This is a genomic window from Streptomyces sp. 2-1 (genome assembly GCF_048564895.1).
Taxonomy (GTDB): domain Bacteria; phylum Actinomycetota; class Actinomycetes; order Streptomycetales; family Streptomycetaceae; genus Streptomyces; species Streptomyces phaeochromogenes.
Window position 1 is genome coordinate 1,343,306 of sequence record NZ_CP183383.1, and the last position, 21,472, is coordinate 1,364,777.

Annotated in this window: 21 protein-coding genes and 1 pseudogene; 11 read left to right on the top strand and 11 right to left on the bottom strand. The window is 70.2% G+C overall.

The genetic code is table 11. The features are described from left to right. Positions 1 to 67: 67 nt before the first annotated feature. The 4 genes and pseudogenes from ACN20J_RS06055 to ACN20J_RS06070 form a co-directional block, all read left to right on the top strand. Positions 68 to 403, top strand: a pseudogene (locus ACN20J_RS06055) (PucR family transcriptional regulator ligand-binding domain-containing protein); the annotation flags it as partial. Between the two features lie 490 nt (positions 404 to 893). Then, positions 894 to 1,493, top strand: a complete 600-nt coding sequence (locus ACN20J_RS06060; RefSeq protein WP_419665426.1) for a GIY-YIG nuclease family protein — start codon at positions 894 to 896, stop codon at positions 1,491 to 1,493. Between the two features lie 113 nt (positions 1,494 to 1,606). Then, a complete protein-coding gene (locus ACN20J_RS06065; protein WP_189838853.1) occupies positions 1,607 to 2,467 on the top strand; it encodes a LysR family transcriptional regulator in 861 nt (286 codons plus the stop codon). 119 nt (positions 2,468 to 2,586) lie between these two features. Continuing rightward, a complete protein-coding gene (locus ACN20J_RS06070; protein WP_190228502.1) occupies positions 2,587 to 3,453 on the top strand; it encodes an NAD-dependent epimerase/dehydratase family protein in 867 nt (288 codons plus the stop codon). Positions 3,454 to 3,644: 191 nt separating this feature from the next. Here ACN20J_RS06070 and ACN20J_RS06075 read toward each other — a convergent pair whose 3' ends face one another. The 6 genes from ACN20J_RS06075 to ACN20J_RS06100 form a co-directional block, all read right to left on the bottom strand. Then, positions 3,645 to 4,001 (bottom strand): PRC-barrel domain-containing protein, encoded by a 357-nt coding sequence (locus ACN20J_RS06075; protein WP_419665427.1) that lies wholly within the window; start codon positions 3,999 to 4,001, stop codon positions 3,645 to 3,647. 65 nt (positions 4,002 to 4,066) lie between these two features. Further along, positions 4,067 to 4,345 carry a hypothetical protein gene (locus tag ACN20J_RS06080; RefSeq protein WP_189838850.1) on the bottom strand — a complete coding sequence of 93 codons (279 nt, stop codon included), beginning with the start codon at positions 4,343 to 4,345 and terminating at the stop codon, positions 4,067 to 4,069. Positions 4,346 to 5,024: 679 nt separating this feature from the next. After that, the gene (locus ACN20J_RS06085; RefSeq protein WP_419665428.1) at positions 5,025 to 6,173 is read right to left on the bottom strand and encodes an HTTM domain-containing protein; all 1,149 of its coding nucleotides are present in this window, start codon (positions 6,171 to 6,173) and stop codon (positions 5,025 to 5,027) included. Then, the gene (locus ACN20J_RS06090) at positions 6,163 to 6,894 is read right to left on the bottom strand and encodes a DUF5819 family protein (RefSeq protein ID WP_419665429.1); all 732 of its coding nucleotides are present in this window, start codon (positions 6,892 to 6,894) and stop codon (positions 6,163 to 6,165) included. Before ACN20J_RS06090 ends, ACN20J_RS06085 begins: the two co-directional genes overlap by 11 nt. Positions 6,895 to 7,030: 136 nt before the next feature. Beyond that, positions 7,031 to 8,272, bottom strand: coding sequence for an ice-binding family protein (locus ACN20J_RS06095; protein WP_419665430.1), 1,242 nt, complete (start codon positions 8,270 to 8,272; stop codon positions 7,031 to 7,033). Positions 8,273 to 8,896: 624 nt separating this feature from the next. Next, entirely contained in the window at positions 8,897 to 9,742 is an 846-nt protein-coding gene (locus ACN20J_RS06100) for a hypothetical protein (protein WP_419665431.1), read from the bottom strand. Between the two features lie 790 nt (positions 9,743 to 10,532). Between ACN20J_RS06100 and ACN20J_RS06105 the strand changes: the two genes are divergently transcribed. After that, positions 10,533 to 11,003, top strand: a complete 471-nt coding sequence (locus ACN20J_RS06105) for an STAS domain-containing protein (RefSeq protein ID WP_419665432.1) — start codon at positions 10,533 to 10,535, stop codon at positions 11,001 to 11,003. 57 nt (positions 11,004 to 11,060) lie between these two features. On the opposite strand, the gene ACN20J_RS06110 is transcribed toward ACN20J_RS06105, so the two are convergent. Then, on the bottom strand, positions 11,061 to 11,927 hold the full coding sequence (locus ACN20J_RS06110) for a UbiA family prenyltransferase (RefSeq protein ID WP_419665433.1): 867 nt from the start codon (positions 11,925 to 11,927) through the stop codon (positions 11,061 to 11,063). Positions 11,928 to 12,096: 169 nt separating this feature from the next. Between ACN20J_RS06110 and ACN20J_RS06115 the strand changes: the two genes are divergently transcribed. From ACN20J_RS06115 to ACN20J_RS06125, 3 genes are read left to right on the top strand one after another with little or no spacing between them, the layout of a single operon-like run. Then, the gene (locus ACN20J_RS06115; protein WP_419665434.1) at positions 12,097 to 13,182 is read left to right on the top strand and encodes a type III polyketide synthase; all 1,086 of its coding nucleotides are present in this window, start codon (positions 12,097 to 12,099) and stop codon (positions 13,180 to 13,182) included. Between the two features lie 54 nt (positions 13,183 to 13,236). Further along, on the top strand, positions 13,237 to 13,785 hold the full coding sequence (locus ACN20J_RS06120; protein ID WP_419665435.1) for an isoprenylcysteine carboxyl methyltransferase family protein: 549 nt from the start codon (positions 13,237 to 13,239) through the stop codon (positions 13,783 to 13,785). After that, positions 13,782 to 14,795, top strand: coding sequence for an NAD(P)/FAD-dependent oxidoreductase (locus ACN20J_RS06125; protein WP_419665436.1), 1,014 nt, complete (start codon positions 13,782 to 13,784; stop codon positions 14,793 to 14,795). Before ACN20J_RS06120 ends, ACN20J_RS06125 begins: the two co-directional genes overlap by 4 nt. Before the next feature lie 87 nt (positions 14,796 to 14,882). Here the strand turns inward: ACN20J_RS06125 and ACN20J_RS06130 are convergent, their stop codons facing one another. After that, positions 14,883 to 15,248, bottom strand: a complete 366-nt coding sequence (locus ACN20J_RS06130) for a hypothetical protein (protein WP_419665437.1) — start codon at positions 15,246 to 15,248, stop codon at positions 14,883 to 14,885. A gap of 50 nt (positions 15,249 to 15,298) precedes the next feature. Continuing rightward, on the bottom strand, positions 15,299 to 15,745 hold the full coding sequence (gene cynS / locus ACN20J_RS06135) for a cyanase (RefSeq protein ID WP_359945662.1): 447 nt from the start codon (positions 15,743 to 15,745) through the stop codon (positions 15,299 to 15,301). Positions 15,746 to 16,045: 300 nt separating this feature from the next. On the opposite strand from cynS, the gene ACN20J_RS06140 reads away from it, so the two are divergent. Then, complete coding sequence (locus tag ACN20J_RS06140; RefSeq protein ID WP_419665438.1) at positions 16,046 to 17,809, top strand: hydroxysqualene dehydroxylase; 1,764 nt, start codon at positions 16,046 to 16,048, stop codon at positions 17,807 to 17,809. Between the two features lie 24 nt (positions 17,810 to 17,833). Here the strand turns inward: ACN20J_RS06140 and ACN20J_RS06145 are convergent, their stop codons facing one another. Both ACN20J_RS06145 and ACN20J_RS06150 read right to left on the bottom strand, forming a co-directional pair. Next, complete coding sequence (locus ACN20J_RS06145) at positions 17,834 to 17,995, bottom strand: hypothetical protein (RefSeq protein WP_361916126.1); 162 nt, start codon at positions 17,993 to 17,995, stop codon at positions 17,834 to 17,836. Positions 17,996 to 18,281: 286 nt separating this feature from the next. After that, complete coding sequence (locus ACN20J_RS06150; RefSeq protein WP_419665439.1) at positions 18,282 to 19,307, bottom strand: LacI family DNA-binding transcriptional regulator; 1,026 nt, start codon at positions 19,305 to 19,307, stop codon at positions 18,282 to 18,284. Positions 19,308 to 19,522: 215 nt separating this feature from the next. Between ACN20J_RS06150 and ACN20J_RS06155 the strand changes: the two genes are divergently transcribed. Together ACN20J_RS06155 and ACN20J_RS06160 are read left to right on the top strand one after the other, a co-directional pair. Next, positions 19,523 to 20,542: a Gfo/Idh/MocA family oxidoreductase gene (locus ACN20J_RS06155; protein WP_419665440.1), complete on the top strand. Its 1,020-nt coding sequence runs from the start codon at positions 19,523 to 19,525 to the stop codon at positions 20,540 to 20,542. Continuing rightward, positions 20,539 to 21,408 (top strand): sugar phosphate isomerase/epimerase family protein, encoded by an 870-nt coding sequence (locus ACN20J_RS06160; protein ID WP_189838838.1) that lies wholly within the window; start codon positions 20,539 to 20,541, stop codon positions 21,406 to 21,408. Before ACN20J_RS06155 ends, ACN20J_RS06160 begins: the two co-directional genes overlap by 4 nt. Positions 21,409 to 21,472 lie beyond the last annotated feature (64 nt).

Here is a 21,472-nt window from a genome sequence, read left to right on the forward strand (position 1 = left end):
TGGAGGCGCTCATTGGATGATTCCGGCACTCCTGCGGGAGGCCGTCGGACCGGCAGGATGTCTCCTCATGACCGAGTCCGAGCAGCCGTCCGTGCCCCTGAGCACTTTGCTCGCCGACCCCGCCCTGGGTCTGCGCCGGATCGCGGGCCCCGCCGGGGAGCACCGGGTCCGGGTCAGTACGGTCGGCACGACGGAGATCGAGGACCCGACGCCGTATCTGGTGGGCGGCGAACTCCTCCTCACCGCGGACGTGTGGCTCCCTCTCGACGCGGAGGGCATCGACACGTACGTACGACAGGTCGTCGCCGCCGGAGTGAGCGCGCTCGGATTCGGTGTCGCCCCCGTGCACGAGGAGGTTCCGCCCGAGCTGATCGCCGCCTGCGACCGCCATGGGCTGCCGCTCCTCAGACTGCCGCCGGCCACCCCGTTCGTGGCCGTCGGGCAGGCCGCGTACGCGGCGATCGCCGAGGCCGCCGAAGTACCCTCCGTCGTCCACACCGAGGACCCGCTCGCCGTGCACGGGCTCGTCCCCGCCGCCGACGCCCGGGATCTGGCCCGCACCTGCTTCGCCCACTCAACCGGGCCGGCGCGCCGGGCACCTCGGTCCTCCTCGACACCCTGCGAACTTGACCTACCCAGCAAGGCAGTTGGGACCGCACGGCCGCGACCCTCCAGGTCCACCGCAACACCGTGCGCCACCGCCTGGCACGGGTCGGCGAACTCCTCGACGTCGACCTGCAGGACGCGGGCGTACGCATGGAACTCTGGTTCGCCCTGCGCTGGTTGCCCGACGGGGCGGCCGAGGCAGACGATTGGCGTCGATGTGGCTGTTCAGGCTGCTCAACGCCGGGGAACAACAACGCACTTGCCGTACTTCGCCTAGGGTGCGGCCCATGCTTGATGACGCGCTTGACGACGTGCTTAGTGCTACGCCCGGTGACGCGCTTCGTGACGCAGCCCTTCGTCAGGTCACGGCCGCCCTGCTTGCCACGCCGCGAGCACTCGACGACGCGACCGCCGCGCTGCCCAGGACCGCGGGCCTGTACGCCTGGTGGGCGCCTCCGAGCGTCCTTGCCGCGTTCTCGGGACCGGCCAACTCGGGTGACCGCGGGCGGCGGTTGCTGTATCTCGGCAAAGCCACCCGGCTTCGCACCCGGATCGCCGGAAACCATCTGAGGCTCTCCGGTGGATCCACCCTGCGCCGCACGCTGGCCGGACTGCTCATGCCGACCGAGGGCTACCGGACGACCTGGACCGACCGCGTCATCCTGGTCCCCGACGACGAGCGGCGCCTCACCGAGTGGATGTACCGCCATCTCACGCTCACCTGGGCCGAGCACCCCGATCCCGTCCCGTTGGAGACCGCGCTCATCTCCAGCCTGTGTCCGCCCCTGAATCTTGACGGCGCGGTGCACGGCCCCGCACGGGACCGAGTCCAGGAGGCACGGAACACGTACTACGCGAGCGCCGGCCCGCGCCCGGCCCAGGTGTAGCCCTCTGGACACCAGCGCCTGACCTCCCTGGCTCCCCGGCGACACCGTCCCGAGGAACTAGGCTGGGAGACGGCGTCTACACGGTGGGAGATGTCTACACAGCGGGAGATGTCGTGGATGTCGATCTGCGCAAGTTGCGCTACTTCGTGGTCGTGGCCGAGGAGCTGCACTTCGGCCGGGCGGCCGAGCGGCTGCACATCACGCAGCCGGTGCTGTCCCGGCAGATCCGCGCGCTGGAGCAGGAGCTGCGCGCGCAGCTGTTCGACAGGAACAAGCAGACCACCGAGTTGACGGCCGCCGGCCGTCAACTGCTGGAGGACGCGCGCCCCCTGCTGGCCGCCTCGCAGGCTCTGCACCGCCGGGTGCAGCAGGCGGCGCACGGATCTTCGGCGTTCACGGTCGGCTTCATGCCCGGGATCACCGTGACCGGCGCGGTGCGTGCCTTCTCCGCCAGGCACCCCGAGCTGAGTGTGCAGGTGGTGCGCACTTCCTGGGCCGACCAGGTCCAAGGGGTGCACGAGGGCCTGCTCGACGTGAGCTTCGTACGCCTGCCCGTCGACCATCGCGGACTGAAGCTGCACCCGCTCTTCCGGGAGCCCCGCGTCGCCGTACTGCCGGCGGGCCACCGGCTGGCGGGCAAGGAGTCCATCGTCATCGCGGATCTGGCGGCCGAACGGCTGCTGCAGGACCCCGACGCCGTCCCCGAGTGGCGTGACCTCCCCGAGCGGACGGGCGGCGAGGAGGCGGGGCCACGGCCCTCCTTCGCCACCGTCGAGGAGAAGCTGGAACACGTCGCGACCTCCGGGGGCGTCCTCGTGCTTCCGCTGTCCACCGCGGCCTACTACACCCATACCGATGTCGCACATGTGCCCATCGACGACATCGGACCCAACGAGGTCTGCCTTGCCTGGAGCGCCGACCGGCGCTCCCCGCTGCTCCCGGAGTTCGCCGACATCGCCGCTGCCCAGCACTGATGTCCTGGGGGCATCAGCGCTGACAGAAGAGGTCTTGGACGCCGGCCGCGGCACGCGGCGAGGGTGGAGGAGCGGCGGAATTCCCCGTCGCTCCTCCACCCACAGGGACCGTGAGAGCGATGCAGATCTTCATCACAGGGGGCTCCGGCTACATCGGCCGCTCCACCATCCGGGCACTGACCGAGCACGGGATCGCCGTGACGGCGCTGGCGCGCAGCGAGCACGCGGCGCGCACCGTGTCGGCCCTCGGTGCCACCCCGGTCGCGGGGGCGCTCACCGACACCGATGTCCTGCGCGAGGCGGCCCGCCGGGCCGACGGGGTCATCCACCTCGGGGTGGACTACGCCGAGGGCACCGCGGACGTCGACCGCGCGGCTGCCGAGGCACTGCAGGACGGCGCGGGAAGCGGCCCGTACGTTCACACGGGCGGGGTGTGGGTGTACGGCGACACCGACGGGGTCGTCGACGAGGACGCCCCGCTGAGCCCGCCGCGCATCACCGCCTGGCGGCTGGAGAACGAGAAGCGGGTGCTCGCCCGGGCCACCACCGGAGAGCGTCCGGTGGTGGTGATGCCGGGGCTGGTCTACGGCCACTCCGGCGGACTGGCGCAGTCGTTCTTCGTCGAGCCGGGGCGCACCGCGGGTGCCGTGCCCTGCATCGGGGACGGCTCCAACCACTGGGCGCTGGTCCACGTCGACGACATCGCCGAGCTGTACGTCCTGGCCCTGAACGCCCCGGCCGGTTCCGTGTACGCCGGTGTCGGCGGCCAGAACCTTCCGCTGGCGGATGTCACCCGGGCCCTCAGCCACGCCGCCGGATGCCCGGACCGGATCGAGTCACTGCCCATCGAGGAGGCCGTGCGGCGGATGGGCCCGATCGCCGAGGCGTTCGCCCTCGACCAGCAGTTCAGTGGCGCCCGGGCGCGCGACGAGCTCGGCTGGACGCCCACCCGGCTCGACGCCCTGGCCGACCTCGCCCAGGGCTGAACGACCAGGACTGAAGCATCAGGGCCATCAGGGAAGGGAATCCGAGCGCCGCAGGGCCCGGCGGCCTCGGTCCCGGTTCGGTCCCGGTTCGGTCCCTGCGCCTGAACCATGGCTGCCGCTCCGCCCCGTGAAGGCGCCGCAACGCGCGGCGCCACTCTCGCCGCGGCACCTCCGGGAGTTCCTGAAGGTGGTCAGCGGCGCGCCAGTTGCCGCTCGCCGGCCGCGCCGGGCTTGTAGGCCAGCCCGTAGTGCTTGAAGATCGCTTCCTCCTGCTCGGCGGGCAGCACGTCGTCGGTGCCGATCGAAGGAGCCTGCTTCACCAGCGTCTTGACGTAGCGGACCTTGAGGTAGTCCGGCCCGACGATCGCGTCGTCAAGGGGGACGAACACCAGACGGTGCCGGGTGGGCAGACCGGTCCGCACCGTGGCCATGGCCGGCTCGTCGGTGGTGGTGTCCACATAGACCGCTTCCAGGACACCGATCTTGTGCGAATCGGTGTCGACGACGTCGAGGTTGCGCCATTCCCTGACATCGGCTGCGTGAATCATGACCTCTCCCTACGAAGGACTTGCCTGGTCGGCGTGGACCTCATCGCGGGTCTGCCGTGCACGGTTCACCGGCGGCGTTCGCGGTCCCGCCGCTCCTCGCGCCTCCAGCGTGCCCGGTGCCGGCGGGTGTAGCGGCGGTCCCAGCGGTCCTGACGGTCCCGGCGCTGCTCGTAGACCCGGTAGTCCCCGAGGTCGGACCCGTTGCTGCGGCCCGGGCCCCCGCCATGATCGCGGCCGTAGCGGGCTGCGCCGAAGACCAGCACCGCCGCGGCCACCCACCAGATGGGATCGAGGAAGCCGAGGCCGAACAGGACCACGATGAGGACGAGCAGCAGGACGAACACGGAGGGCCTCCCCAGGGGCGGGACACAGCGTCGATACCGGGGACTGGGGCCTCATTGCACAGCGTAGTCCTGCCCGAAGATTGCGGATACCGCGCGGCTCGACCGCGTACTGCCCGGCATGGATGGCTCCTTGACACCTATCCGGGAATTGCGGGGAGGGCTAGCGTGCGTTGTGCCGCCCCGGCCCCCGGCAGCGTCGCACCGCCATCGCGCTCCCCAGGGGGCGCACCCTGCGCATCGGTTCCGGAACCCGGCCGCGTCACGAGCGAGGCCGTTCCCGTACGCGCCCGCCGTCCTGTGATCCCCGGCGCGGCCCCGATGCGCTCCGAGCGGGCAACGGTCCGCTGCCCGACGCGTCGCACGCATCCACACCAGGCGGTACACATGTACGCGCTGATCGTTCCGGTCTTGGCTCCCTTCGTCCTGCTCGCCACCGTGATGGGCCTGTCCTGGTGGGAGGACCATGTCCTGCCGCCTCCGCCCCCGCTCACCGAGCCGGCTGCAGCCCCCGTCGAGGCTCCGTTCACCCCAGCGGCACCTGCCCAGCTCCCAGAACTCCCCGCTGTCGAGGCTGCGTTGACAAGAGGGGTGGCCGGCCATTGACCGTTCGAGGAGCAGTCGGAGTTCTGCCGCCGGCGACAGCAGGACGCGCGCTGTCGCCGTGCGGGCCTCAGGGTCCTCAGTGGCTCGCCGGTGCGGATTGCGGCGGCACGAGTGCCGACTCTCCTCGGGGTACCGACTCTCCGTGGGGCGAGAGGCCCGCCTCCCTCACATGGGCCGACCTGCCAACACGCCGAAACAACTGCCCCAGGCTCCGATAGAAGCCGTCGGGCAGGAAGACGGCGTCCGCCACGATCATCGCGCCGGAGAAGAGCGGGAGTCCCATGAGCACCGCGATACCCAGGTGCATACCCAACAGCATGGTGAGGACCGGGTACTTGAGCCGTCCGAACAGGACGAACGGGAACGCGACCTGCAACAGCACCGTCAGATAGCAGGCGATGGTGATCAGTACGTCGTGCTCGTCGGCCAGGAGCGACAGCTCGGGCCAGGGCCGGAACAGGTCGAGGTTCAGGACGTAGTGAAGGGCGGTCCCGTTGCCCCAGGAGCCGCCCTGCACCTTGTAGAGACCCGCGGACCCGTAGAGAAAGCAGACCTGGGCCGCGATGACGAACATGCCGCAGTTGTGGAGCACCGCCGTCAACGTCCGGCGGGATGTGCCCAGTTGCCGCCGGATTTCGCCTGCGTCCAGGCCCGCCGCGCTGTCCTTCGCCGTCCCCGCGGAGGCTCGTAGCCTGGCCCTGCGCGCGTCCAGCGACCAGCGTCGGCCGCACGCGGTGAGGACGAGGTACATGGCCATGAGGAGGATGAGGTTGTCTCCCCCGTCGGTCATGAAGATCGCCCTGGCGTGGAAGGACGCGACCACGACGGCGAAGAGTACGGACATGACCCTGGTCCGCCAGCCCAGCATGAACAGGGCGGACGTGATGAGCGCTGCCACGTAACAGGCCTCGAAGTACGGCCGGCTGTCGGACAGGGTGAGGATGCTGGCCCACCCCGTCTGGTCGAAGAGTTGCCCGGCCAGCTCGGGGGTCCACGGTGATCCGGGGCCCCAGATCTCGTCGCGGTGCGGAAACTCGCGCAGCAGGAAGGCGAGATAGAGAAGTCCGTAGCCGATGCGCAGCACCGCCGCGGCGTAGAGGGAGACCGGCCGCTCGGTCAGGACGGTGAGCAGCGCTCCGATCCGATCCGGTGCGCGGCGCGGCACGCCTGCGTCCGCCGTGCCGGGGAGACGCCCGTGCGGCGAGCGCGTCTGCTCAGTTTCCATGGGAGTCCACCTTCCACCAGGGCAGATAGCGCGTATCGGCAGGCGTCGGAGCGACGGTGGCCGAGCCGGGCCCGCCGGCTGCGGCAGGAGCGGCGGGCGCGGCGATGGGCACGGTCGTCACCCGAAGCTGGACGGACTCGAAGGCGCCGCCGCGATGGCCGGAGATGCGATCCGCCGCAATGTTGGTCAGGTACTGCTGGATCATCAGCGCCCGCTGCGAACGAGGCTGATCGTCGCCACCGTGGGTTTCGAGGTACGAACTCCAGGCCCGCCGCAGCATGTTCTGCGCCGTATGACTGGGGAAGACCTGGTGTCTCACGGCCGAGTTGTCCACGCCGGTCAGATCGAACCAGTCACTCAACTCCACGCTGCCGTCCGGGGCGGTGTGCATGGTCCTCGCCGAGATCTGCCGGTTGACCGATTCCGGATCCGGCGCGAAGAGCCGCCAGTTCTGTTCGAACAGCGGGAGGACCCACGCGTTGACCTGGCGGCTGTACTGCTGAGAGAGGGGGTTCGGGGGTGCCACGTGCAGAAACACCAGGAGCACATGGACCAGGGCTGTCGCCAGGCACAGGACCACGGCGGCTCCCGTTCCCGCCTTCAGGACCTTCACGGGGCGGGGCGAACGGCCCGAACCCCCTTGGGACACGACGGGTCTTCCGCCCCTGTCCGGGGCCGGGCCGGCGCCGGGCCGGTCCGCCGCTTCGTCGACATCCACCATTTCAACGCCGCCTTGCACGGCCCCACCCGGCCTTTCCATTCCGGCTTCTCCGCTTCTGCTGAGATTCGACCGGCGGCGCGCGACGGAATCGATGACGATCCGCCGCGCGCCGCCCGTCCTGCTCGCTCACATGGGGCTAGGCAGACTTCTTGTCGTGGTCCTCTTGATCGCCGCCATGGCCCTCGTGGTTCTCGGGCTTGCCGTGATCGTCGGACTCGCCGCCGTGACCCTCGTGGTCATCAGGCTTGCCGTGACCGTCGTGGTCGTCAGGCTTGCCGTAATCGCCGGGCTTGCCACCGTGACCGTCGTGGTCGTCGGGCTTGCCGTGATCATCCGGCTTCCCGCCCTGGTCGTGGTGACCGGGCTTGCCGGGCTTCTCACCGTGGTGGTCGTGGCCGTTCCCGCCGGTCGCGCCGCCGTGGCCGCCACCCGTGGAGCCTCCCGTGGCACCTCCTGGGGCGCCACCCGACGTGGCACCGCCGGAAGTGGCACCCGCGACGAGGCCGCCCAGCGCGCCACCTGTGGTACCGCCGGACGTCAGGACGCCGCCGAGGAGACCGCCCAGGGCGCCGCCGGTTCCGCCGCCCGTCGGCACGCCGCCGATGACGCCGACCGTCGTGCTGCCCGTGGTGCCTGTTGTCGTGCCGGTTGTGGCGCCACCCGACGTGGCACCGGCGATCACACCGCCCGAGATCAGACCGCCGGTGGTGCCACCAGTGCCGCAGGGCCCCAGGAAGATCCTGTTGGAGTCCAGCGTCACGGCGCCGTCACCGCGGGCGCCCGCATCGGCCAGCAGCCGGCCGTTGATGGACGCACCCGTGGTGGCGGTGATCGACGTGTCGGCCATGATGGTGCCCACGAACGACGTGTTGGTACCGAGCGTGGCCGAACTGCCGACCTGCCAGTACACGTTGCACGGCGAGGCACCGTTGACGAAGCTCACGCTGCTGTTCTCGGCTGCCGTCGTCAGGGACGAGCCGATCTGGAACACCCAGACGGCGTTGGGGTTGCCCCCGGCGTCCAGGGTGAGCGTGCCGGTGATCGCCGCGGAGCTGTTCGCCCTGTAGAGGCCCGGCGTCAGCGTCTGCCCACCGAACTCGTGGGGAGCGTCGTTGTACACCGCATCCGTCAGGGTCTGTCCGGCGGCCTGGTTGTACGCCGTGGTCAGGTCGGCCTTGGCCTGGGCCGCGTGAGCATCGGTGGTGTGCAGAACCCCGGGCGGGGTCACGCTGCCGGGCCCTCCGTCGGACGTGAAGAACCCGGTGATGGCGGGCCCGGGGCTCACGCCGACGTTGAGGCCGTTGACGACGGTGGGGCCGGTGTTGGTGACCGTCGCGCCCCCCAGCACTCCGTAAGTGGCTGCCGTGCCCAGAGGCACAGGGGTGGCAATGGCATTTGCGCGTGTCGGCGTCACCGCGATCACGGCCGCGGCGATTACCACGGACGCTACCGCGGCAACCCACACCGACATGGTTCGCCGTAGTCGAAATTCAGGGATATTCAGCGTCATCGAGGGGCCAACTCCTGTGAGGGGATGGTGCCTGCATGGCGGTTCTCGGTCGCACAGAATCGCCTGTTTCTGTCGCTGGCATATTACTCAGGAGAGAAATTCGATTCCGCTTTGCCCGACTGCCACCACAGGAATCGACGAGCGAATGGCAAAACGCATAGAAATACTTAATGGGCCGAATGGTGCCGCTTCCAACGGACTCGTACCGCGCGAGGATCACGTCACCGCACCAGGCTGTTCGACATGTGAAGGCCCAAGAAGATGACGGGTTGGCACGACACACAATCAGACCCAAGCCACACTGACCGTACTAATATCGAATGTGCGTTGATTCACCCGCGCGTGCAACTGCCCGGAATCAGCGAATCCGGCGTGTCACGCCGGATTCGCTGATTCGGCCGCCGGCACAACGCAAAAGACGCTTCAACACTCATAAAGCGACGTCCCCTCCGCCGACGAAGGCCCGCACTCAAGAGAGTCCGCACCGGCTCGTCACCGCTCATCAGCGGTGGCGTCGGCACTGCTCACGGCATCGCCGCTGGACGGCAGGGACGACACCGAAGGCCTGGAACTGGCGCTGGAGCTGGTGCTTGCGCTGGGGTCGGGGCTGGCCCCAGAGCCGGTCTCCGGCGCCGAATTCTCGTCCGGCGAGGCGGAGATGCTCGTCTGCGACGCCGTGCCACCGGACGCATCCGGGGTGGGTGTGCCGCTCTCGACCGGACCGGGGGTACCCGCCGTGCCACCACCCACCGAGGTTCCCCTGCCCGGCTCGTTCTTGACCACGGCCGCCACCGGCTTGCCCATGATCAGCTCTACCGCGGTCACGGTGACCATCGCAAGGGCGAACACCAGGCCCGTCGCCAGGGCGTACTTCTTCCAACCGATGGACTTCCGGAGCGAGCCACCCCGATAGGTCGTGCCGGACTCATCTTCGGAGGGCGTTTCGGTGGCCGCGTCGGGCGGTGTCGCGTCGGCGGCCGAAGCGTCCGTCACTGAAGGGGCCGTCGCCGAAGGCAGCGTCGCCGGACCGAACGCCGCCCGGGCGTCCGCGCGGTGTTCCGCCCGCTCCTCGCCCGGTGTCCTCGGTACTCCTACGGGCGGCACCCGGCCACGAATCCCCTCGCCCGTTCGTCGGAAGGCATGCGAGAAGACCGCCGCGCCGGTGGTCGCGCTGGTACTGACCACGGCGGCGCCGATGATCGTCCCGGTCACCCCCAGCAAGGACGCCAGCACGGCGCCCACCACAGTCGCGAGTGCGCTCGCCACTACTTGCACAACAGTCAGGTCGAGCACCTTGCGCTTGGGCGCCGGTTCCTCTTCGTCTCTTTGGTTCTCCATCAATGTCCCTTGATAGTTCCGGAGCCCGGCGGTCACAGCGTGATGGCCGGACTTGTCCCGCTCGCGGCGAGGTCGACGCGAGGTTTGATGGACGTCGATGGAAGTCATGGGAGCGATTCGTGGTCGCGTGGAGGCGCTCTCCCGCGTGGTGGAACCGTGCGCACCGGAATACCGAGGCCCATACAGACCGGCCCAAAAGCGAGTCCCACAGGGCCAAATGAGTGTGCGTCAACAGTTCTTGCGGAGGAACCGACGCTGCTCACCCGTGTTGATGCAGCGATGTTCGTGCTTCCCACTGCCGGCGATGGACAGCCGACCCTTTCAGCTGTTCAGCCGCACCTCGGGAAAAGCCGAGCGGCCGCGGGGAAGCACACAGACATGAAGGGCTCCTTCAGTGGTGCCGACAGTACAACGGGACGACTGCCCCGCTGACGGTGTTTCAACTGCGAGCAGGGACCGCAGCCGGTGGGTAACACGGCGAGCCTGTCACACAGTTCGGTAGGCCACTGCCCACCCATGTCCAGAACGGGCCGTATTGGGGCCGCCCGTTCAACGCCGTGTAAACATCCTGGTACCCCTCTCCCGGGCCAACCGCTGGACCGGCCCCGGGACTATGCTGCGTACGGACGTCCCAGACCCTGGCGGACCACCACTGCTTGGTGTACTCGCCTGCGGAGAGCGGATCATTCGTCAGGTCGACCTGCGCATCCCCGAGGGACCGGCTGGATCCCACACCCCGGAACACCCGCCACTGGACCGGCCCTTCACCTGCCCGCACCACAGTACGACCGTGCCCGAAGCCCGGCGCGGTCCCGTGAACCGAGGCACCCTGCCCATGCGCATCCCGCCCGCCCTGAACGTCCACCGGCACGACACCGACAACCGGACACTGGTCACCCTGGCCGGCGAGATCGACCTGAACTCGGCACCCCTGGTGCGCGCCTCACTGGAACGGTGCCTGTACGACGGCATCCGCGCCATCGACGTCGATGTGACCGCCGTGACCTTCTGCGACTGCAGCGGCCTCAACGCCTTCCTGTACGCCTTGCTGCACACCTCCGCGGCCGGAGGGTCCCTGCGCCTGGTCCACCCGAGCCCAGCACTGGAACGCCTAGTCACCCTCACCGGCTCCGGCTCCCTCTTCCTCACCCTCCCGGACGCCCTCGCCGGAAGCCGACCTCCCGCACAACTCCCTCCCCTGTACGAGACCACACACCACCTCACCCCGGCCTTGCCCGCCCGCCTGGGCGGCGTGCTGTGAGGGCCCCGGCCAGCCCGCCCCGGCCACCCACAAGGTCGGGCCGACGAGGCGGCGCGGTCAGGCGATTCCGGTGCCGCGCATCAGTAGTAGTGCCACGTCCACCACCGCCACGGTGACCGCTGCCGCGAACGCCGCTCGTTCCCAGCGGCGTCCCAGTACCGTCCCGGCCACCGCGACCGCGGCGGCCACCGCGAACGCAGCCACACCCCACCGGCCGGGTGGTCCGGCGGGCCCCAGTGCCAGTACCGCGGACGCGGCCACCAGGGGCACCGGCAGCAGCAGCCGTGCGCCGTCCGGGCCAAGCCGGTGCGGCCAGCCCCGTACGCCCGTCGCCAGGTCCCCGCGGATGTCCGGCAGTACGTCTCCCAGGTGGGCGCCGATCCCCAGTAGGGCCCCGGCGGTGACGACCCACCAGGCGGGCCACGGCTGTCCCGGCAGGCCCAATGCCACGAACGCCGGGAGGGCGGCGAAACCCACCGCGTACGGCGCCCAGGACCATGCTGTCGCCTTGAGCCGCAGGTCGTACGCCCATGCCGCCGCCACCCCGGTCAGGTGAACGACGCCCGCCCACAGGCCGCAGGCGAGCGAGAGCGGCACGCACAGCGCCAGCGCGGCAAAAGCGGCTCCCCACACCTCCGTCACACCGACCGTGCCGTCGACGACGGGTTTGCCGCGGCGGCCGGCGGCGATGTCCCGGCTCGCGTCGAACGCGTCGTTGCACCAGCCGACGGACAGCTGCCCGGTCAGCACGGCGGCGGCGGTCAGGACGCAACGCGCGGCGCTCTGACCGGCGGTGACGGCGAGAGCGGCCATCAACGTGGTGACCGCCACGACAGGACCGGGGTGACAGGATCCGGCCAGGCCGCTCATCCGGCCGGCCCAACTCGCGGCCGGGCCGCCCGTAACCTGTTCGGGACTGCTCACCCGGCCGATCGTAGGCGCCCGAGCCCCGTCCGGCCGGAGCACACGCCCCGGGGAGGAACGGCCGGACGGGCGATTCCTGGTGCCGACGTGCCGGGTCGGGGAACCAGTGGGGAGCGACTCACCGGAGTGGGTGGCAACTCACCAGAGCCGCGAATCGGACGGGAACCATATGACGCGGATCGCCGCCGTTCACGGTGTCCTCGCACCGCACCGTCGCACGCAGTCCGAGATCACCGACATAGTGGCCCGCACCTGCCTGCCCGAGGGCACCGACCGCCGGGTCCTGGACCGGCTGCACCGCAGCGCGAAGGTCCGCTCGCGCCATATGACGCTGCCGCTCGAACGCTATGCGGAACTGGACGGATTCGGCGCCGCCAACGATGTCTTCATCGCGGCTGCCACCGACCTGGGCGCCAAGGCCGTCCGGGGCGCACTGGACATGGCCGGTCTGTCCGCAGCCGACGTGGATCTGCTGATCTTCACCTCCGTCACCGGCATCGCGACCCCCTCGATCGACGCACGGCTGGCCGGCCGCCTCGGACTGCGGCCGGACGTCACACGGTTGCCCCTGTTCGGCCTGGGCTGTGCCGGTGGCGCCGCCGGCCTGGCCCGTATGCACGACTACCTGCTCGGCCGGCCCGGCCACGTGGCGGTGCTGTTGTCGGTCGAACTGTGCTCGCTCACCTTCCAGCGCAACGACGCCTCCATGGCCAACCTGGTCGCCACCGGGCTGTTCGGCGACGGCGCCGCCGCGGTCGTCGCCTGCGGTGCGAACCGCCGGGTCCCCCCGGGCCGCCAGGGCCGCCGGGACGAGAGCGCCGGCCCGACGATCGTGGACACCCGCAGCCACCTGTATCCGGACACCGGACGCGTCATGGGCTGGGACATCAAGGACTCCGGCTTCCGGGTCGTCCTCGACCCCCAGGTCCCCGATGTGGTGCGCCGGTACCTCGCCGACGACGTCGAGGGGTTCCTCGGCGACCACGGAATCAAGCCGAAGGACGTCACCGCCTGGGTGTGCCACCCGGGAGGCCCCAAGGTCCTTGAGGCCGTCACCGAGGCCCTCGACCTGCCCGAGGGGGCACTCGATGTGACCTGGCGTCACCTGGCCGACGTGGGCAACCTGTCCTCGTCGTCGGTGCTCCACGTACTGCGCGACACCCTGGCCGAACGCCGCCCACCCCCGGGCACGCCGGGTGTGCTGCTGGCGATGGGCCCCGGCTTCGCCTCCGAACTCGTCCTGCTGCGCTGGTAGTTCGCCCCCCTGAAAGACACGAGGAACACGAAAGACACGAAGGACAGTGGACACATGATCTGGTACGGACTGCTGGTGGCGGCCGTCGCCGGTGAACGCGTCGCCGAACTCGTCGTCGCCCGCCGCAACGAGCGCTGGAGCACCGCCCGCGGCGCGACGGTGGCCGGGCAGGGCCACTACCCGGCGATGGTCGCCCTCCACACCGGCCTGCTGATCGCCTGTCCGGCCGAGGTGTGGCTGGCCGACCGCCCCTTCGTACCCGCCCTGGCCTGGCCGATGCTGGCTGTGCTCCTGGCCTCCCAGGCTCTGCGGTGGTGGTGCATCCACACCCTTGGGCCTCGTTGGAACACCCGGGTGATCGTCGTACCCGGCCTGCCGCTGGTGACCGGTGGCCCCTACCGCTGGCGGTGGCTGCGGCACCCGAACTACGTGGCCGTCGTCGCCGAGGGGGTGGCGCTGCCCCTGGTCCACACAGCGTGGGTCACCGCGACCGCGTTCACCGTGCTCAACGCCGCCCTGCTCACCGTGCGCATCCGCTGCGAGAACCGGGCGCTGACCGCCGCGACTCTCTCGACCACCTCGACCACGCCCGCTCCGGCGTGATCGACGTCCTGGTGGCCGGCGGCGGGCCGGCCGGTCTGGCCGCCGCCATCCACGCCGCGCTCGCCGGCTTGGAGGCCGTCGTCGTCGAACCCCGGACCTCGCCCGTGGACAAGGCCTGCGGCGAAGGCGTCATGCCCGGCGGAGTCGCCGCGCTGCGAGCACTGGGCGTCGACGTCGGTGGCCGCGAACTGCGCGGCATCCGCTACGTGGACGGCACCGCCTTCGCCGAAGCGTCCTTCCGCGGTCGCAGCGGGCTGGGGGTCCGCCGTACGACGCTGCACTCCGCACTGCACCAGCGCGCCCTCGACCTGGGCGTGCGCATGCTGCCGGGCAAGATCGGCGCGGTACACCAGAGCGCGGACGCGGTCACCGCCGCCGGGACCACGGCCCGTTGGCTGATCGCCGCCGACGGCCTGCACTCCCCGGTGCGGCGCGCCTTGGGGCTGGAGTTGCCGAACCGCCCCCACGGCCGGTACGGACTGCGCCGGCACTACCGCGTCGAGCCGTGGACGGACTTCGTTGAGGTCCACTGGTCCCGGCACGGCGAGGCCTATGTGACACCGGTCGGCGACGACCTGGTGGGCGTCGCGATCCTCAGCCGCAGCCGTCGCGGGTACGACGAGCACCTGGCTGCCTTCCCCGCTCTCACAGCCTCGCTGCGCGGAACGGCCGCGACGGCGGTACGCGGCGCCGGACCACTGCGGCAGCGGGTGCGGCGCAGAACCGCCGGCCGGGTCCTGCTCGTCGGCGACGCCGCGGGCTACCTGGACGCCCTCACCGGCGAGGGCATCGCGCTCGCGCTGGCGACCGCCGGGGCCGCCGTCCGCTGCCTGGCCGCCGGGCGACCGGACGCGTACGAGCGCGCCTGGACCCGGCTGACCCGCCGCCACCGACTGCTGACCGGCGCCCTGCTGGCCGCCGGCCGCCGACCTGGCACCGCCCGCCTCATCGTCCCCGCAGCATCCCGGATGCCCCCGGTGTTCTCAGCCGCGGTCCACGCACTGCAGTAGCAGTAGCAGTAGAACGATGTGGCCGACCCTGCCGGCCTACGTGGCCTGTGGCCACCCGCCGGCCTCCAGCCTCCATCCTCCAGCGCCTCATCGAGGGGGCGGAGGCCCGGGGTCACGAACGGGCTGGCCGACCTCGAACGGCCAGTTGGGACGGAAGCGTTCCACAAAGCCGGTGAAGTCGTTCCGCAGATAGTGGGAGTCGGACGGCTTCAGCCGGATCTGCCGGCGGCTGTCGGCCCACCAGATCTCGAAATCGGCAACCGTGCCTTCCGTCGGCCAGTCCTCGGTCTGTTCCGGAAGCAACAGGACGTCGACGAAGCCTCCGACGCTCAGGCCGATGTCCACGAAGATCCCGATCGCACCGGGCCGAGGAACCTTCACGACGGTGCCCTCGAAAACCTGCCCGAACCGCAGCCCCCTGCGAATCCGGGTCCACTCGGCATCTGTCACCACGAGCGCATCCTCGCACCTTCGGCCGGATCACGAGTGGCTGGGCTTGGGCCTCACTCCCACTGGTACGGCAAGTACTTCCCATCGAGGGTGATGACGACCCGGTCGCCCGCAGGGTCGGGAACGCGCTGGATGTCGAGCCGGAAGTTGATCGCACTCATGATGCCGTCGCCGAACTGCTCATGGATCAGCTCCTTGATGGTCGGCCCATAGACCTGGACGACCTCGTACAGCCGGTAGATCGTGGGGTCCACGGGCACGGCGGCGTCCAACGCTCCACGGGTCGGCTGGAGTTGGAAAGCAAGGGCGGCATCGTCGCCGAGTTCGAGCAGTGCCGCCGCCGTGGCCGCCTCATCCTTGCCCATGGGGTGCTGGCCGAGGAGGGCGGCCGTGGTCCAGGCCGGCGGCCTGCCGACCGCTTCGGCCAGTTGGGCCCACGTGACCCCGGTCTTCACCTTGGCCTGACGTACGGCTTCGGCGGCTTCCTGCTTGCTGAGCATGTGCATCTCCCTTGACGGCAGTGGCCTTTGCGGCGCGTCACACCAGAGACCAATGCCCATCGCCACGACCGGTCAGCCATCACAGGACCGTCGCTCGTACGGACCCGGACCTGCCGCCCGCGCCTTTCGGTAGGCGGCCGGCCGCAGCTGGACCGGGAATGGCTTCGCCGCACACCATCGGTGCCGCCGAGGTGATGCGGCATCAAGCCAAAGTGACTCGGGCTTCGTCGGTCACCTTCCGAGATCCGTGCGGCACTCGTATCCTCGTGCGCCAATGGTTACCGACGGTAAGGGGGAGCAGTGGGCGGTACCACGCGCAGAGGGTTCCTGGGTTCAGCCGCGGCTGCCGGCGGCGGAGTCGCTCTGGCGACCTCCCAGCAGGCGGCGGCCCAGAGCAGCGCCGCCCCGCAGACCGTGGCCGTACTGGGCGGGGGCGTCGCGGGCCTCACGGCCGCGCACGAACTCGCCGAACGCGGCTTCCGGGTGACGGTCTACGAGCGCAAGGCGCTGGGCGGCAAGGCCCGCAGCATGGACGTACCGGACAGCGCCACGGGCGGTCGTGGGCCCCTGCCCGGGGAGCACGGCTTCCGCTTCATCCCGGGCATTTACCACAACCTGCCCGACACCATGCGGCGCATCCCCTTCCCCGGCAACGCCAACGGCGTCCACGACAACCTCGTCGCCCCCAAGGAGATGCTGTTCGCCCGGTCGGGAGGCCGCGAGGACATCCGGATCCCGCTCCCCTGGCCCGGCAACACCCCGGCCGAACTCACCCCCGACGAGATACGCCGCGCCCTCACCTCGATCCTGGACACCGCCTTCAACCTCCCCCTCCACGAGGCCCTCTACTTCGCCAACCGCTTCCTCGTCTTCCTCACCAGCTGCGACGAACGCCGCGACGAGGTCTGGGAGCAGATGCCGTGGTGGGAGTTCGTACGGGCCGGCCGGATGTCGTACGACTACCAGCGGATCCTCGCCATCGGTATCACCCGCAACATCGTGGCGACCAAGGCGGAGGAGGCCAGTACCCGTACGGTCGCCACCCTGCTGGAGGCCTTCGCATTCAACATCCTCGGGCGGGGCGCGGACGGACCACTGGACCGGATCCTCAACGCGCCCACCAACGAGGCGTGGATCGACCCCTGGGTGACGTACCTGAAGTCACTCGGGGTGGAGTTCCAGCTCGGCTGGACCGTACGGGACCTGACCCTGGGCTCGGGGCGGATCGCCGGGGCCGTCATGGAGGACCCTGGCGGCGCCCGCCGGACCGTCACCGCCGACCACTACATCTCGGCCATGCCGGTCGAGCACGCGCGCCTCACCTGGAACTCCGCCGTACGCGCCGCCGACCCCCAACTCGCCGAGTGCGACCGACTGGAGACGGACTGGATGACCGGCATCCAGTTCTATCTGACGGAACGTACGCCGATCCTGCACGGCCACCTCGACCTCATCGACTCCCCCTGGTCGCTGACCGCGATCGCCCAGGCCCAGCACTGGCCGGGCCACGACTTCCCCAAGGACTTCGGGGACGGCACGGTCGCGGACTGTCTGTCCGTGGACGTCTCCGAGTGGGACCGGCCGGGCGTCCTGTACGGCAAGACGGCCAAGCAGTGCACCCGTGCCGAGGTCGCGCGCGAGGTGTGGGCTCAGTTGAAGGCGGCGCTCAACGACACCGGCCGTACGGTCCTCAAGGACTCCGTGCTGCACTCCTGGTTCCTCGACCCGGCCGTGGACGGACTCGGCACCCCGAACCCGGTCAACGAGGAGCAGTTGCTCATCCACCCGACGGGGACCTTCCACCACCGTCCGCGATCGGCCACGAAGATCCCCAACCTCTTCCTGTCCGGCGACTACGTGGCCGTGCCCATCGACCTGGCCACCATGGAAGGCGCCAACACCTCGGCCCGGCAGGCCGTCAACGCCCTTCTGGACAGGGTCGGTTCGGCCGCCGAACGATGCACCGTCACCCCGCTGTACCGGGCCCCGGAACTCGAGGCACTCAAACGCCACGACCGCACCCGGTACCTCCTGCGACTGCCGAACCTCTTCGACGTCGGCTGACGTGCTTCTCGGGCTGCCGAGGACTCAGGCCTTCGCTCTCGTGGCGGTGCCGCCGTCAGGCCACGATTCGCAGCTCGGCGTGGCCCGCCACTCCCCCAGCACCGGATCGGCGCGCGTGTCCATCGCCACGATCGCGGCCCGTGCCGGCGGACCGCGGTCGTCGTCGAAGAGCACGGCCTTGGTCACGGTGTGTCCCGCGTCGACACAAAGCACCGGTTCACGCGCCAACGCTCACACCCACTCCGGTTCACGGGAGTCGACTGCCGCGGCGTCGCGGTCGTCGTGTCATCGACGCAGCACCCGGCAGGGTGGAATCGATCACCGACGGCCGGAACGCGCAACGCGCTCTCCTCGCGTGTCGAAGCCACACCGCCCACGAGATCGATCGTCCCGCTCAACGGGCCGTCGCGCCCCGGATCGCCACCTGTGAGAACGGGGGCGACTCGCCGGCCCATGGGTTCGAGTACGCAGGTCACGCGTCCGGCGACGGCCCACCGGTCGCCGCGATGTGCGGCGGAGGTCCACTGGTCCCCCGCACCACGAGCTTCGGATCCAACACCGCTTCCCGCGGCTCCAGCTCCGGGTTCTCCAGTCGTTCCACGGCGAACCGCACCGCGTGTTCCGCCATGAGCAGCGCATCCTGGCGCACGGTGGTCAGGCCGATCGGCATCAGATGGGAGAGGTGACTGTCGTCGTATCCGACGACGGACAGGTCGCGAGGAACGTCGACGCCGGCCCGCGTCAGGGACATCAACAGGCCCATCGCACTGCGGTCGTTGCCCGCGAGAACGGCCGTCGGCAGGGGCAGGCCCCGGTCTCCCTCCGTCAGAAGCAGACGGCCGGTGTCGATGCCCGACTGCTCCGTGTGGTCTCCGGGGATCACCCGCACCTCGGACTCCAGCCCATGGCGGCGCATCGCGGCCCGGTAGGCCCGTCGGCGTTCGGCCGAACCGGGGCCGCGGCCTCCGTCGAGGTGCACGATCCGGCGGTGGCCCAGCTCGACGAGGTGGTCCATGGCCTGTCGGGCGCCCTTGGCCTCGGCCGAGTGCACGAAGTCCACGCGGGCGCGGGGTTCGCGTCGGCCGACCGAGACGGTCACCGCGCGCTGTCCGAGTTCGTCGAGGTAGGCGGCCTCCGCGTCGGGCCCCAGCAGGATCAGCGCCTCGCAGCGGTGGCTGAGCAGGGCCTCGACCGCCTTCGCCTCGCTGCGGCCCTGCGCGGCCGCGGAGAGCAGGACGTCGTAGCCGAGGCGTTCGGCCTCGGGGTAGATCCCCTCGATGAGGTCCGTGTGGAAGGCCTGGTGCACGGTGAACATCACGCCGAGCGTGCGGCTGCGACCGCGGGCCAGCAGCCGGGCCGCGCTGTCGGGGCGGTAGCCGATCTCGTCGGCGACGCGCAGGACCCGTTCGCGGGTCTCCTGGCTCGCCCCCGCACGGCCGCGGAAGACGATCGAGACGAGCGCCCTGGACACGCCCGCCCTCGCGGCGACGTCCGCCATCGTGGGCCGCTGTCTGCCCGACGCATCCACCTTCGAACCACCCTCCGGAGCCGCTCGCCTCGGCGGCGCTCTCGAAATCTCCCAGCAACAAGCCATTGACATGACATTTGGACAGGAGCCATCGTACTCGTACTAGAGCGCGCTAGTAGAGCGCGACAGAGAGCCTTCCCACGAGACATCGCACCGCCCTCGAAGCCCCCTCGAAGGAAACGACCATGACCGTACGCGTAGGTGTGATCGGCGCCGGAATGATCGGCCAGGACCACATACGACGACTCACCGAGGTCGTCACCGGGGCCACCGTCACCGCCGTGACCGACATCGACGCGGGGCGCGCCGCCGAGGTGGCCGCCCGTGTCGGCGCCACCGCGCTCCCCACGGGTACCGACCTGATCGACTCCCCCGAGGTGGACGCCGTCCTTGTCACCTCGTGGGGCCCCACCCACGCCGAGCACGTCCTGAACGCCGTCGCCGCCGGCAAGCCCGTCTTCTGCGAGAAGCCCCTCGCCACCAGCGCCGAGGACTGCCTGCGCGTCGTCGAGGCCGAACGCGCCCACGGCCGACGCCTGGTCCAGGTCGGCTTCATGCGCCGCTTCGACGCGGGCTACCGCCAGATGAAGGAGGTGATCGCCGCCGGTGACATCGGCACCCCGCTGATCGTGCACTGCGCCCACCGCAACCCCACCGTCCCGGAGGCGTACACCTCCCGCATGGCCGCGCAGGACACCGCTGTGCACGAGATCGACGTACTGCGCTGGCTCCTCGACGACGAGATCGTCTCCGCCCAAGTGATCACCCCGCGCGCCACGAGCAAGCGGTTCGCGCACCTCAAGGACCCGCAGATCATGTACTTCGAGACCGCCGGCGGCGTCCGCGTCGACCTGGAGGTCTTCGTCAACTGCCAGTACGGCTACGACATCCAGTGCGAGACCGTCGGTGAGGAAGGCCTCGTACGGCTGCCCGACCCGGCCGCCGTCGGGGTCCGTACGGCCGGGCGCCACGGCACCGCCGTCCCGCAGGACTGGAAGGGCCGCTTCGTGGACGCCTTCGACACCGAGTTCCGCGAGTGGATCGCCTCCGTCGAGGCGGCCGCCGAGCCCACCGGACCGTCGGCCTGGGACGGGTATGCCGCCACCGTCATCACCGGCGCCGCCGTGAAGTCCCTGGAGTCCGGTGGCGCGGTCGTCGCCGTCGACATGAAGCCCCGCCCGGCCCTTTACGGAGGCACCGTATGAAAATCGCCCTCGATCCGTACATGCTCCGCTCCCTGCCGATGGACGAGATGGTGCGTACGGTCGCCGAACTCGGCTACGAGTACATCGAGTTGTCACCCCGCGACGACTTCATGCCCTTCTTCCTCCACCCGCGGGCCGACGACGAACGAATCGCCGCGCTGAAGAACTCCCTGCGCGCACACGGCGTCGGGCTGTCCTCCGTGCTCCCGCTGTACAAGTGGTCCTCGCCGGACGAGACCGAGCGGCAGGCCGCCGTCCGCTACTGGAAGCGCATGATCGAGATCACCGCCGATCTCGGATGCTCCCTGATGAACTCGGAGTTCAACGGTCGCCCCGAGCAGGCCGCCGCGAGCGAGGCCGCTTTCTGGCGCTCGATGGACGAGCTGCTGCCCATCTTCGAGCGCGAGGGCATCGCCCTCAACCTGGAGGCCCATCCGGACGACTTCTGCGAGGAGAACACCCCCGCGGTCGACCTCGTCCGCGCCATCAACAAGCCCTGGGTGAACTACCTCTACTGCGCCCCTCACTCCTTCCACCTCTCCGGGCCCTCGGAGGCCGGGGCGGACATCGCGAAGATGATGCGCCACGCCGGGGACAAGCTGCGGCACGTGCACATCGCCGACTCCTTCAACCACAAGGGCTCTTCCGGTCTTCGCTACATTCTCAACCCGCCCGGCACCACCGCGCGCATCCACCAGCACCTCGACATCGGCCAGGGTGAGGTCGACTGGGACGCCTTCTTCGGCACCCTGCGCGAGCTGGACTTCGACGGAGTCGCCACGGCGTGCGTCTTCGCCTGGGAGGAACGGGCCCACGAGTCCTCGGCCTTCATGCTGGACCGCATCACCAAGGAGCTCGCGGCGTAGCCGCGGTCCGCCGGTCGGTGACACGCAGGCGCCCGACGGCCGAGCGAACCTCCGTGGGGGGAAG